Raw genomic sequence first — 14,341 nt, 5'->3', positions numbered from 1 at the left:
CCAGCTACCGTATGAAGCATCGCCAGAGCATGTTTGTGAGCGAAAGTGTTCAAAATTAATTGGCGTTAACTGTTCAATTCTACTTGACGCTGACATTTCCGTCTTTGGAATCTGGACTTCTTTAAGATGCATCTTGAATCCTGTGCGGCCTCTAACCACGCTGCCGAATCTCGTCAATTCCCCAGTTTCCAATCCTACATACACATCATCGGGCACTCCATATGCTACCTGGATAATCGCCATGTTAGTCCTCCTTTACTCGATACTGTTTAATCTTTCAAGCCACTTCAATATGCTGCCACTCTTAAAGAAATATAATAATGTACCATTGCAAAATCACTCGACTCTAAGATCGCCCATATTCTGTACTATTCAATGCCACTTGAACAGATTAAATAACTACAATTGAATTAAAAACCACTAGTAAATTGGAGAGCAACGCTACAAGAGTGCATTTCTGGCTCTTATAGGCATATTCGAACTTAGGCTTCATCATCTTCCCAATTTTATGCATTAGTATCTTTAAAAATTACCAAGTATTGTTAATACTTATAACTACAATTTAAGTTACACGAGCATCTAGTAATCCGTATCAATTCTCTAAATTTACTACTCAATATTTTTTATAAAGAATTCGATAAATTCTCTCCCAAATCCTGATACGATTAATTTGTCTCTAGCTTTTGGCTTAAGCTTGTTATTCATCTTTATCGGATTTATTTTCTTTTTAGGATCTTTGATAGCAGACTGAGTAGCATTTAATGAAGTAATAACTTCGTTAACACTCTTGTTGATAGATTCCATATCCTTTTTGACCATTTTCTCATATTGGTTTTGTAACAATCCATATCTTTCAAGATTATTTCTTACTGCGGTGTATTGTTCATAATTAATATCAAATTCATCAAGGATATTTTCATATGTTAAAGTGTTGTCTTTAGTTAAATCCCACGTTGAGTAAGACAACTTTAAACATGATATATCAAGGAGAGTCAGTCGATTTAGTGTATCAAAATACAGATGAGCCATATCAAAATTAATATTTACAACTTTGGTTAATTCTGAATAGCCATTTACAATATATTCGATTTTTTCTTGCTGATGAGTATTTGCAATCTGTTCTAGGGCTATACTCAAAATTTCATCCAATTTGGCCTTATTTTCAGAAGTCTGAGCTATAAGGTTTTGGTTTATTTCTTCTTGATGTTTCATGAACTCCTCTAACCCTATAGAGATATTTTGAATAGCTTTCTTTTGTTTGAATGTAGTATACAAAGATCCTATGCCAGGTATCATAGAACCGATCAAATCTAGCCCAACTTCAGCAACTATTTCGCCGGCCGTAGATTCAATAACATCTTTGGCAATTTGTTTTGTTGATTCAACTCCATATTCTGAAAAAACTGATAAGATATTTTCTAAAAGAAACCCACCAGATTCTTTTCCAAGACTCATTTCATACCTCCACATTCATTACTTTAACAAATCCCGAAACCTTTACGGTCCTATTTTGTTTTTTTGTAGCACACAGATACTTCACTTTCACTACCAATCTATATTAATATTACTCTTTAGAACACATATCTATAGCGTTTATTTTCCAGGGTATCTGTTTTCTCCCGAAAAATAGTACATCACACCAGTTCAAGTCATTGAATGCAAATGGTGATGATTTCGGTACTAAAATGCATCACTGGTGCGATTATGGTTTTTTTATAGATACTAAAAAATCAAAGTGCTGATATAACAACACTTTGACCTTATATTTTAGAACTAATATGCTGAACATTCCATTTAGACTTTTGAATTTAAGTACATCTTTCGGCGGTAAAACCAATAATTTAATAGGCTAAATTTCATAGTTTCTTCTTAAAACATCATTACCCAATATCATACGATATTTGTATCCAGATTCTCCAACTTGTTCTTCCGCAGCGGATGCTTTAGCCAAAACTATTTCATCCTCAGCTTTGTTATCACCCTTAACCTCAATAATTTCATGTGTTCCGTCTTTCTTCTTCACAACAAAGTCTGGAAAATAATTCCGAACGCGATGAGAAACCGGGTCAATATATTGAATGTAAAATTCTCCTTGCTTACTTGTGAACATACCTGTAAAATATATTTCTTCCACATCATCACTTTCCAAATATTGTTTGAATAACTCCCTTTCAGGGATTGAGTCAAATACATACGTATCTGCATGGAAGGATTTATCTTTAAATCTCTGGATGGAATCATCTTTATCGCGTATCACCATGTCTGGCTTCCCATGAAATTTATAATAATCTTTTTCTCCTACAGGGATTTTTAGCAACGATACCGTTCTTTCTTCAGTTGTAATATAGGAGGAAATATGATACTTATAGCGGAAAACCGCAGGAATTATTCGCTCATAAAGAATACCTTGATATTGATTCACTGTATCAAGTAATTTTTCCAAACCGTCTTTTGACTCCAATAAAATCGTATCAACTTCTATAGGATCCATATTTAGATACCGTGCGATTTCTCCAACAAGTGTCAACTTAGAATAACGATAACTATCGTATTTATCTGCGTTTAATTCTTCCAAACTTTCAGTTGGATTCAAGTCCATACTTGTTTGCTTGTAAAGTGTCATTTTATATTTAGAATAATCTAGTTCATCCAATTGGAAATCAAGTGGTGACGGTTCATTCACTGTTTCAAATTGATAAATTCTTTTTAACCGTTTTAACTCGATTTCATGTTCTGGCGGGTTCACTCGTATATAATAGGTTTTCTGTTCTGAGCCTTCTTTTAGATCCTCAATGCTCATACGAAAGTTATTTTCTAATTCATCATTCAAAATTTTTCGATTTTCTTCAGATAGATAAATCCGTGCTGTTTGTTGTGTGTCTGTAATTTGGCGCAGACAACGCATGGTCGCTTGTAGCACAAATACATTACTAGTTGGTTTCCGATGCATCGCCACACCAAACAACGATCGGCAATTCCATCCTTCACGACCTTTATCAATCAAAATGATAAATTGTTTATTTGCCCCTGTCGTTCCTACGACATCCAAATTATTAAAATCACGAACTTCTTCTGCACTAGACTTTTGTGTATTAACCAAAATTTTATCTAGAGGAATATTCATACTCGCTAATATTTCCTCAATTTCTGGTAAAACAGTATTGTCTATATCATCTTGATTTTTTGTAAAAATAGCTAATTTGGGAAGCAATCCTTCATATGTATTTTCACCATACTCTTCCCAAAAATCCTGAATCGCATCTTGTAAGAATCCTTTTTCTTGAACATTTTCGTATCCGTATCGAATAGCGTTTTTCAAGTACCCTTTTGCAATTGAAGCTTTTAACCCATAAGAGTAAACAACATCTGGTAATGTAACTTTCTGTACATATGGTGTACCGGTAAAATTATAACATGACACTACCTGAGTTCCTTGGTCTTGCAATACTCCGTCAAGTAAATCAATCGTATCACGTAAAGCAGTATTCAAACTATTCTTTAGTTCAATACCATACAAATGGTGTGCTTCATCCACATAAACACCTAGTTGCGGTAAACGAGATAACTTACTGAAACGATGATTGATAGTGATGTCATTCGGTGTGAAAATATCCTCATTATTACCAAAAATCTGAGTCATAATATCTGAGTAAAATCCATCCTCTGGTCCAGGTTCTGGTTTAAATAAGGAATCTGTAGCGGTCTCTTTTTTCCGACGACGTTTGGTTATGATTTTTTGATTATTTACGATAACGATATTAAAGTCTGAACCATCAATCGTTGACAGCATAGTGTTCGTATCATCTAAAAAGTGAAACTTCATGTTTGATTCAAGTAAAGATGCATATTCTCTTGGAACTACCTTTGATTTATCGAACGTCATGATTTCGCGTAATGACTGCAAAACTGTTTTATCTGGGGCAAAAACAATCGCATTGTGGCAATATTTCTTATCTTTTGGAAACTTATTCATTAGTAAGAACTCATAAAAGATACACGTAGCCATTAAGATTGTTTTACCCAACCCCATTGTTAGTGCATAAATATAATTCGGATAGCTCGTCTTTACAGCTTCTAACTGCCCTTCTAAAATTTCAAAATCTGACTCAGACATATCATAGAAACTCATTTGCCCGGTGGTCCCATCAGTCTTAGTTACCCAATTTTGAGTTTCTAAAAAACTCCCTTCTTTATTATGCCAATCACGAACTAGCTGAAGCATAGTTTCATTGTTCAAAAATTCTTTAATGAATACATACATCTCCAATGCCTCATATTGTGGTTGACGCAAAAACGCGCCATCACCAGTTGATGGATCATTGTATTCTAAAAACTTTTTAGTTAAATCACGATAATGCTGGCGAATACGTCCTTTGTTCTCTTCATAGTAAGCATGTAAAAATTCAAAGAAACTAAAATCTAAGTTTACTTCTGTAGTTTTCTTTTTTATCACCATGTTACTTCACCTCTAATTCAAGAGATTCAGATAAAACATCCGTAACTTTCACACGAATCGTTCCAGTATCTTCAGGAATATCATATACACCTTTAACTAGTTCATTACTCGTAGGAATATCAATACAACTTGGTGCTAATACAACACCATCATAGTTGAAATCAATCATAACTGACTCAACTAATTGTTTCCAATCTTCCACGCCTTCTTTCTGTAAGCTTAATTTTTGCAATAAGTTCATTGGATAGAAAGATTCGATGTATAGTTTCCCATCGCGGATAGCTAGTGATCCACTAGAATCTCGTTTCAACTGCAGATTAGCTTTGTCACGAAGAATATCAACAATTTCTAGATCAATTTTGAATTCCCCAACTTCCTGAGAGAACGCTGCCTTCAAATCTGGTTCATGTCCCATACAAACAATTGTAATCCGCTCAACAGGTTCATTTGGATTTTCAACTTTTCTTTTTTCAAAAATATCATACGGTAAATTATGAATTAGTTCTCCTAAATCTACACGTGTAGTTATTCGGTTTATTGGCATAATTTTCACCATTCTACCATCTAATTCTCCATCATATATATTACTAGCTGACATTGGTTGAATTGATAACGCATCCATTACAAGTTGCTTAGCTTCAACTTCGTTTCTAAAGAAGTCATAATTATTCACATTATATACTTCAAATCCCGTAGAATTTTTCTCTTCAATTAATTTAGCTAAACGTTTGGTTGTTGTCTGTACAGCACCCAAATTAATATCAGCACCAATAAATCTACGGTTCAGTTTAGTTGCAACAGCCTGAGTCGTCCCAGATCCCATAAAACAATCAAATACTATATCATTTTCATTTGTACTTGCTTTAATAATTCTTTCTATTAATGCTTCTGGCTTCTGTGTGGGATAATTTTGTCGCTCTTTTGCAACAGGATTGACGGGTGGAATATCACTCCATACAGAATCTACAATATCTCCTTCAAATTCATCAAGGTAGATTATTCGGGTTCCCCCTCCAGTTGGATTAACATCGTCTCGATATTTTCTCCCGTTTTCATCTGTTTTAAATCTAGAAATATATTCTGCAGAGTGCGGAACATATTGAACATTCCATGTATAATCTTCTCCATTTGCGTAGCCATATATCAAATCATGTTTTTGTGGGAATTTTCTAGCCGTTTTTCGTTTGAACCCAAAGTACGTCCAAACTATTTCATTCATCATTTTTCCCGGTCCAAAAACTTCATCTAAAATTATACGCAAATAACTATTTTTATGCCAGTCACAATGAACAAATACTAATCCATTAGGAGACAAAAGTTCCCGTATTAGGATCAATCGTTCATACATAAATTGAAGATATTCATCATTAGTCCATATATCACTATATTGTTTCTCTTCAAAGGCGAGACTATCAGATGTTGCATCACCTAAGCCTTTAATCTTAATTTTTTTTTTATAATCAGCTTTTGAATCAAAAGGTGGATCAATATAGATTAAATCGACATTTCCTCGAAAATCTTTCAACAGGTGACTCATTACTTGTAAGTTATCGCCCCAAAAAATTTTATTTAGCCATCCAGATTCATCTGGCTCTCCGTATGTTTCTTTTAACTGGGCCGGATAATATTGGGTAGATCGAAATGGTCTTTTTCCTGTCCAATGTAATTCTGGAAACCCCTTAATCGTTGGTCTCTTTTTTTCAAATTCAAATAATTCCACTTGTTCTGTCATTTAATTATTCTTCCCCTCAACGCGGTTGCAGTAGAACCTCACATCACATTCACTGCAAACTTTATAATTTGTGCTTAGTATTTTGAAATCTTTTTGTTGAATTTTATCTACTACCTTCGTAAATTCGTTTATGGTTCCTTCAATTACATCGCTATTCTTTGGAAATGATATTATTGGATTCTCATTACTCGCACCGGTGTAGTATAGCTTCATTTGTGAAACTGTTAATCCATATTTCTCTTCCACAAGGTGAGCATAAACTTCTAGTTGTTTCTTATATTGTTCAATTCGTTCATGTTCTATATATAAATCAGGTTTTTTCTCAGCTTTGAAATCCATGATTTCAACCGTATTACCTTCTCCACGCAGTAGGTCAATCTGACCATGTAGTATGAAGTTCTCTTTGACTAGACTTACTTCTACTTCAGCTTCTTGAATCAAATACCAGGTATCCTTCGTATTTTCCATATAATTTTCTACTTGTTTCCGTGCCGCTTGTTTTGTAGGTTCTGCAAGGTAACTATGCTGACTTTCCGCTAAACTCGCATAATTCGCATCAAACCACGTATTTACCTGCTCTGTGCTAATCTCATCTCCCTCTCCACGAATCACGCTCTTATGAATATCTTCAATGGTCTGGTGAACGAGGCTTCCGAACAATGTTGCACCTGAACGAACAGGTGAAAAGCCTAACTCCCGATACATTTTATATTGCAATGAACAGCGTTCATACGCTGTAACGTCCGAAGTAAACGCATAGGAAGGTTTTATATCTATTGGTTTGACAGCATTTAATTCAAATACAGAGAAATCAATTTTACTTGGCGAATACTCAACAAGTGAATCGTATGCTTTCCAAAGATATTTTGACGGCGATTGCCATGACCCCGCATCCTTCTTTTCGGTAGTCAACACTAATATATCTTGTGCCCGTGAAAAAGCAACGTAAAACAAACGCCAATAGTCAAAGATTTTTGTTTTTTCTTCAGGTTCATACGAAGTTCTGCCTGAGTATTGTCGATAAACTTCTTCAAGCAAATCATCAGCATTGTTTTTTGGCCGATGTTTCATTGATCCAACAAATACTACCGGAAATTCCATTCCTTTTGATTGGTGAATCGTCATAAAAGACACACAGCCACTTGGAGCATACTCTGTCTCATCCTGGTATTCCTCAATCCCACCTTGTCGCAAGAAACGAATAAAATTATTGAAAAATTGTTCAGGAACACGTTCGATATTTTTCTTTGTGAAGACTGAAATATTTTCGTTATACTCAAATTTCACAAGAAGATTGCTTAGTATCGAAAGATTCCGCACGGCACGTTGATCAGCCACTCCACTTGATAAATCTGTATCCATTAATTTATGAAAGTATTCAAACTGTAACAACTGATAGAACAAACCTGAGAAAGAATAGTCTGTATTGCGTATTAATGCCGCATGATTTAGAGTTAATTCCTTCAGCCACGGTTGGGCGCGTTTATCATTTTTAAAAAATCTTAACGCTTCGATTAAACAATCATGGTAGTAATCTTTCAAATCACCAATCCATTGGAACTCATCACGCTGCAACTTTTGCCCATAAAGAGGAAAAAGCAGTAACATAATTCCTAGAACGATTTTGACTTCTTCACGTTCAAAAAACATGTTGGAACGCGGAGAATAAACACCAATTCCGTTTTCTTCAAGATAATCCGCTAAATTTTTCGCCTCATTCCCCTTAACAGAATTAAATAGGAAAGCAATTTGATTATAATCCTGAATGAATGGTTCCAAATCACGAATCGTTTTTAAAACTTTCCTATGCCAATTCTCCGCACTTCCAACACCCGAAACTTTAAATGTTGCATTAGGTGTTGTTGGATTAAACTCAGAAGGAACAATCGTTTTATCTATGCGGTATTTGTCCCATTGAAAAGTGAAATCTTGTAGTTCTTCTGTGTCATGCATCCACTTGTTGTAGAATGATATAATCTCAGGATTGGAGCGGTAATTTGCTACTAACTTAATTTCAGTCGTATGTTCAAATTTCGATGTAAATTCTAAAATATTCCGAATAGTTGCACCACGAAAACGGTATAAGGCTTGATCATCATCCCCCACAACACAGATATTCTTATTTTTTGAAAGCAAGAATATTAATTGCTCTTGAATATGGTTTGTATCCTGATATTCATCAACCATCATATATTGGAATTGCTCTTGATATTTTTCTAATACCTGTTCATTATTTTGCAGTAACTCCAAGCAATGTGATTGAATCATAGAGAAATCCAAACGATTATGTTTCTGCAAAATTTCTTCGTATTTCTTTTTAAGAGAAGCTAGAACTTTAATTTCAGGGTCAGTTGATGTTGCAATATCTTCAATAGCAATTAATTCTTCTGTTAATCCATTGACTAATTTGCATATCTTTTCTGCTCTATTCCAAACAGGTAATTTTCCAATTAAGATATCTAAATCCTGAACACTGCGAAAATTTTTATTCAATTCTTGATAAACCAAATACTGTTGGTCGAAAGAATCTAGAATTGAAAAATTCTTACGCAAAGTTGAATATTCAAGATTCTCTTTAATTATCCTTAAACACAGAGAGTGGAATGTACCAACATACATTTCCTTTAAGTCAACATCAATGTTTCGTTCCATCAGCGTGTTTGAAATACGTGTAAGCAATTCTTTTGAAGCTTTTTCCGTAAATGTTGTGACGAAAATTCGATTTGGTTCAATTTCCATTTCCTGAATTAAATAAACAATTCGCATAACAAGCGTAAACGTTTTACCAGTACCTGGCCCTGCAGATATCAATACCGGCCCATCTATATTGCTAATTGCCTGTTTTTGCGCTTCGTTCGCACGTCCAAAATCAAACATTCTCTCATCCCCTTCAAATGGGTCTAACTATATGAATCCTATTAATTTTATGAAAATCGATATTATGTTGATAAAACTCTAATTTTCTTTACCTTCAAAAATTAATATTGGAACTTGTTACATAGATACAGTTAAATATTGAACATACGTGTATCAAAATTTAAATTAACAACATGTAACCCACTATCCATATCAAAGCTTCTTTTAATTATTATACCAAAAAAAAAATGTTTAAAAATTGCTTATTGTAGAAACAAGTTTAGAAAGATAACAAACTGCTCGTGGTGCATTCAAAAGAACACATTGGAGTGTTTACAAATGATCTACTCCCATCTTAGTATGGATGAACTTCGAAATGATAGAAACTTATATCCACCCACACAAATCTGCTTTATCGATTTCAAAAATCGATTGGATATTCACACCGTAGATTTTTTCCTGAAACAAGGAAATACTACAAGACGAAACACTATTCCAGGAATACGGAATATAACTTCAAACATTGAAAAATCTTTCAATGCCTAGTTCTGTGCCTTTCAACATACTATAAAAATCTCATTTATTTATGATAAGCATGACTTTTAGTCACGGGAAATTAGTGTGACACTCTTTTAGAATTACCAACGACAACCGTATCAGTTGAATCTGTGGTTTCGATAAATAACCTCATTTATTTGTGATAAGCATGCCCATGGATAATCCGGAACGCTCTGTAGATCTGTTCGACGAGCACGAGGCGCATGAGTTGGTGCGGGTAGGTCAGTTTGCCGAAGGAGATGTGTTGGTTGGCGCGGGACAGGACGGCTTGGCTGAGGCCGAGCGAGCCGCCGATGATGAAGATGATGTCACTTTTGCCGGAGGTGCCGAGTTTGTCGATTTCGTTGGCGAATTCCACTGAATCGTACTGTTTGCCCTGGATCGCCATCGCGAAGACGTAGCTCTGTTCCGGGATTTTGGCGAGGATTTTTTCGCCCTCTTTGTCCTTGATCATTTCCATCTCTTTATCGCTCAAGGTTTCGGGCGCTTTTTCGTCCCCGACTTCGATGATCTGCAGCTTGCAGTAGCTGCCCAGCCGCTTCGTGTATTCGGCGATGCCCTCCTTCAGATACTTCTCCTTCAGCTTTCCGACTGTAATAATTTTTATGTTCATTCCTTTTCGCTCCTTTTTGTTCTCATCTACTATCCTATGGGAATAAGTGCGATTTCGCAACCGTCTATTTTTTCTGACGGCTTGTTGACGGAAATATATCTAGGATTTCATGTTTATCTTATTATTAACCAACATGGTTGTACAGTCTTATTATAATATGAAGAAAAGTGCAATTTTCGTCTGAAAAAGTCATGAAAATCAGTTGCTTTTTTCCGTAAATGATTTAAGATTAATTTCGAATGAAGTCACCCACTATTCAGAACCGCTAAAGTGGTGAGATGAATTTCAGTTAATTATCGGTGAATGTTGCTTTTCTTTTCTGCGTTTTGCGTACTTTGAGTAGTAAGTTAAGGTAAGAAACGAGGGGACAAGCGTGTTGAGATCCTACCAATTTCGACTCTATCCAAATAAAGAGCAGCAGTCCTATTTTGCTAACTGTTTTGGTTCGGTTAGATTTATTTACAATCAGATGCTAGCTGATAAAATCGATCACTACAAAAACACTGGGAAAATGCTGAAAAACACACCCGCTCAGTATAAAGAGGAGTTCCCATTTTTAAAAGACATGGACAGCCTCGCACTTGCCAATGCGCAGCTGAACTTGGAAAAAGCCTACAAAAACTTCTTCCGGGACAAATCCGTCGGTTTTCCGAAATTCAAAGTCAAACACAAATCGAAGGCGTCCTACACCACCAACAACCAAGGTGGTAATATCCGCATCGAAGGCGGAAAAATCAAACTGCCGAAAATCGGCTTCGTCACAATCAAGCAGCACCGAGAATTTGACGGACTGATCAAATCCTGTACGATTTCCATGAACAAGGCCGGCAACTACTTCATTTCCATTTTGGTGGAACAGGAAACGCCAGAATGGCTGCCGGAGGAACACAAAATCGGCATCGACCTCGGCCTTTCCGACTTCGCTATAACCACAAACGATGCCGGGGAATCCGTAAAATATGCGAACCCGAAATGCTTGTACCGGTCTGAAAAAAAAGTCAAGAAAGCCCAACGCGCCTTGTCCCGCAAACAAAAAGGCAGCAAGAACCAGGAAAAAGCACGCTTGATACTGGCCAAAAAGCACGAAAAGATTGCGAACCAACGCAAAGACTTCCTGCACAAACTCTCCAACCAAATCACGGACGAAAACCAAGTCATCGTGATCGAGACGCTGCGGAGTTCGAATATGATGAAGAACCACAAACTCGCGAAAGCGATTGGGGATGTCAGTTGGTCCGAATTCTGCAGGCAGTTGGCGTACAAATCCGAATGGAAAGGCCGGACGCTCATCAAGGCTGATAGGTTTTATCCGTCCACCCAAATCTGTTCCACTTGCGGACATCGGGACGGCAAGAAAGCCCCACATATCAGGGAATGGACCTGTCCGGCTTGCGGTGCAACCCACGACCGGGACATCAATGCCAGCAAGAACCTCTTGGCGTTAGCCAAGTAAAAAAATAGGAGGCAGGTACTGCCTTTTGAGCCTACCCATATCCATTCCCGCTGTCTGCAAAGACATACGCAGGCAAGGAAGGAGTTCGTAGGAAGCTCCCATTAAACCAATCCATAGAGATTAGTTTAATGGGGGTAGTTCACGATACCCTTATGCTTTTGAGTTGCTTAATCATGCGGTAGCATTATAATGAAGTTACAAATCCTATCCGCATGCTATTTGAGAGGAGAATTGGAACCATTGTGTTAAAGAAATTTTCGGGTTGGTCTGTTTCGCAAAAGATCGCAACGAGCTTTGCCTTTGTCATCTTTACCGGATCGATTTTACTTACGCTGCCCATCAGTCAGCTACCCACTTCGAATGCAACCTATTTCGACAACTTATTCACTGCTATATCGATGGTTTGTGTGACCGGCCTGTTCACCGAATCCGTCCATGACTCCTATACGATCTTCGGCCAGGTCGTCGGGATGGCCCTGATGCAGATCGGGGGCTTGGGGTTGATGACCCTGATTGCTTCCGTCATCACGCGCCTTAAAGGCAGGATGGGACTGAAGAACCGGCTAGCCGTTCAGGAAGGAATCAACCGTGGTGACGCGCGCGGCTTTAGGGAATATCTATCGGATATCCTGAAATATACCGCCGTTATCGAATTGACCGGTTTCCTTCTGCTTTCCATCCGCTTTGTGCCGGAAATGGGTTGGTCGCTTGGCCTTTTCACTTCACTTTTCTTGGCGATTTCCGCGTTCTGTAATGCCGGATTCGACCCGATGGGAAACGTCAGCCTCGTGGATTACGTCCATGACCCGTTGGTGAACTATGTCATCACCTCGCTCATCATCCTGGGCGGTATCGGTTTCTCAGTCTGGTTCGATGTATCGAAAAGCGTAAAATGCTATTTTGGCAAAAAATGCAGACCTAGCCTGAAAGTCTTTTTCCGTGGCCTGTCGTTGCATAGTCGCCTTGCTATAGGCGTTTCGCTTGTCATCATCCTTGTCGGTCTTGTCTTCTTTGTTGCCGTTGAATACAACAATCCGAATTCAATCGGAACATTCACCTTCCCGCAAAAACTCATGGCCGGTTATTTCCAGACTGTCACCATGCGTACTGCCGGTTTCGCAACGATCGACTACACGACCGTTTATCCTTTTACACTCTTCTGGTTTGTGTTGACCATGTTTGTCGGTGGTTCTCCAGGGGGTACCGCGGGCGGTCTGAAAACCACGACATTCGCAATCATCTTCCTGACACTCTACAACGAGTTGCGCGGACAGAGCAATGTGAATATCGCGAACCACACAATCAGCCGCCAGCAAGTCCGTCAGGCTTTCGTCATCTTTATGGCGCTGCTGGGAACCTTGATTCTTGGTACCAGCGTATTGAGTATTCTGAATCCTGAGGTGGATTTCATTTACATTCTGTTTGAAGCAGTCTCTGCGCTTGCGACGGTGGGAGTCAGCGCCAACCTTACCCCAACTCTAGGGGAATTGAGTCAAGCTGTGATCATGGTTCTGATGTTCGCAGGGCGTATCGGCCCGATCACCATGCTGGACAGCCTAGTCAGACGCACGCAGAAAGTCCATGATGTTGAATTTTCTAAAGGAACTATCCTGATCGGATAATAGCAAAGAGGAGCGTATCTACATATGAGTAAATTGGTTGGAATTTTGGGGCTTGGTATTTTTGGATCGACAATTGCGAAAACGTTGAGCGAATTCGATTCGGACGTTATCGCTGTCGACAAGGATCCTGAGAACGTTAACCGTCTGGAACCATTCATCACAAAAGGAATCATCGGGGACGTAACCGATTTGGCTTTACTGGAATCGATCGGACTCGCCGACTGCGATGTGGTCGTGATTGCTACCGGTACGGTATTGGAAGCAAGCGTGCTGGCCGTCATGAACTGCAAAAAACTCGGCATCAAGCATATCATCGCAAAAGCCAAAAACAAAAACTACCGTGAGGTTTTGGAGGCGATCGGCGCCGACACTGTCATCCTGCCGGAAAAGGAAACCGGGATGCGCGTCGCCAAAAACATCCTACGCACAAACATTGAAGATGTGGTGAACTTGGATGCACAGACTTCCATCATCGAATTCTATCCTCCTGCCAAATGGGTAGGCAAAACACTCGGAGACTTGGACCTGCGCAACAAATACGACATCAACATCATCGGACTCCGCAAACACCGCGGCGAGCACCTGAATGTATCATTCTCAGGCGATTATGTTGTGGATAAAGACATTGTACTTGTGGGCATCACTGAATCGGATGTTTTTGAACGTTATGACTATTTGAATCAACTGACTTGATTTACTGAGGGCTGTCTCCAATGGGGGCAGTCCTTTCTTTATGCGCAGCAGTGCGAGCTACCCGCTTGTCCGATTACGGCCTCGGTTATACCCACTTCACACATTCAACCCACACCTTATCCACAAAAGTTATACACCTGTACACACGTTCCCCCGTTATCTAGTGGTAGCATTATTTTTGGCCACATTATCTTGATTATCCTTAAACTGAATTATCCTCCCGCCCCTACAGTTATGCACACACCCTGTTGAGCAATCAAATCGACTTTTAAACCTTATTTACCAAAGATTATCCAACTTTTTTCACATGCGGTCACATTTTTATGCACAGACTTATCCGATTTCTGTGGATAACTTC

General features: G+C 38.3%; 9 protein-coding genes. 3 read left to right on the top strand and 6 right to left on the bottom strand.

Annotation, left to right across the window (positions count from 1 at the left end; genetic code table 11):
* The 6 genes from BM184_RS15420 to rlmH all read right to left on the bottom strand — a co-directional run.
* Positions 1-243 (bottom strand): hypothetical protein (locus BM184_RS15420; protein WP_218151036.1); only part of this gene is annotated, 243 nt, incomplete at its 3' end.
* A gap of 366 nt (positions 244-609) precedes the next feature.
* Positions 610-1,455: a hypothetical protein gene (locus tag BM184_RS11890; protein ID WP_086943801.1), complete on the bottom strand. Its 846-nt coding sequence runs from the start codon at positions 1,453-1,455 to the stop codon at positions 610-612.
* A gap of 394 nt (positions 1,456-1,849) precedes the next feature.
* Positions 1,850-4,456: a TnsA endonuclease N-terminal domain-containing protein gene (locus BM184_RS11885; protein ID WP_086943800.1), complete on the bottom strand. Its 2,607-nt coding sequence runs from the start codon at positions 4,454-4,456 to the stop codon at positions 1,850-1,852.
* 1 nt (position 4,457) lies between these two features.
* Positions 4,458-6,188, bottom strand: a complete 1,731-nt coding sequence (locus BM184_RS11880; protein WP_086943799.1) for a site-specific DNA-methyltransferase — start codon at positions 6,186-6,188, stop codon at positions 4,458-4,460.
* Positions 6,189-9,065, bottom strand: coding sequence for an ATP-dependent helicase (locus BM184_RS11875; RefSeq protein ID WP_086943798.1), 2,877 nt, complete (start codon positions 9,063-9,065; stop codon positions 6,189-6,191).
* 670 nt (positions 9,066-9,735) lie between these two features.
* On the bottom strand, positions 9,736-10,215 hold the full coding sequence (gene rlmH, locus BM184_RS11870) for a 23S rRNA (pseudouridine(1915)-N(3))-methyltransferase RlmH (protein WP_086943797.1): 480 nt from the start codon (positions 10,213-10,215) through the stop codon (positions 9,736-9,738).
* A gap of 373 nt (positions 10,216-10,588) precedes the next feature.
* Here rlmH and tnpB point away from each other — a divergent pair, with 373 nt between their 5' ends.
* The 3 genes from tnpB to BM184_RS11855 all read left to right on the top strand — a co-directional run bounded on the left by tnpB (position 10,589) and on the right by BM184_RS11855 (position 13,983).
* Positions 10,589-11,668, top strand: a complete 1,080-nt coding sequence (gene tnpB / locus BM184_RS11865) for an IS200/IS605 family element RNA-guided endonuclease TnpB (protein WP_086943796.1) — start codon at positions 10,589-10,591, stop codon at positions 11,666-11,668.
* 242 nt (positions 11,669-11,910) lie between these two features.
* Positions 11,911-13,290: a TrkH family potassium uptake protein gene (locus tag BM184_RS11860; protein ID WP_245830780.1), complete on the top strand. Its 1,380-nt coding sequence runs from the start codon at positions 11,911-11,913 to the stop codon at positions 13,288-13,290.
* Positions 13,291-13,314: 24 nt separating this feature from the next.
* Entirely contained in the window at positions 13,315-13,983 is a 669-nt protein-coding gene (locus BM184_RS11855) for a potassium channel family protein (RefSeq protein ID WP_086943794.1), read from the top strand.
* Positions 13,984-14,341: the final 358 nt, after the last annotated feature.

Source organism: Trichococcus pasteurii (assembly GCF_900112935.1).
Taxonomy (GTDB): Bacteria; Bacillota; Bacilli; order Lactobacillales; family Aerococcaceae; genus Trichococcus; species Trichococcus pasteurii.
The sequence above is the reverse complement of the archived record's forward strand: the minus strand, read 5'-3'. Positions and strand labels throughout refer to the sequence as shown.

Bases quoted from the DNA above. Each gene is read 5' to 3' on its own strand.
- BM184_RS11890 (WP_086943801.1), bottom strand. From the start codon at position 1,455: ATGAGTCTTGGAAAAGAATCTGGTGGGTTTCTTTTAGAAAATATCTTA.
- BM184_RS11885 (WP_086943800.1), bottom strand. From the start codon at position 4,456: ATGGTGATAAAAAAGAAAACTACAGAAGTAAACTTAGATTTTAGTTTC.
- BM184_RS11880 (WP_086943799.1), bottom strand. From the start codon at position 6,188: ATGACAGAACAAGTGGAATTATTTGAATTTGAAAAAAAGAGACCAACG.
- BM184_RS11875 (WP_086943798.1), bottom strand. From the start codon at position 9,065: ATGTTTGATTTTGGACGTGCGAACGAAGCGCAAAAACAGGCAATTAGC.
- rlmH (WP_086943797.1), bottom strand. From the start codon at position 10,215: ATGAACATAAAAATTATTACAGTCGGAAAGCTGAAGGAGAAGTATCTG.
- BM184_RS11855 (WP_086943794.1), top strand. From the start codon at position 13,315: ATGAGTAAATTGGTTGGAATTTTGGGGCTTGGTATTTTTGGATCGACA.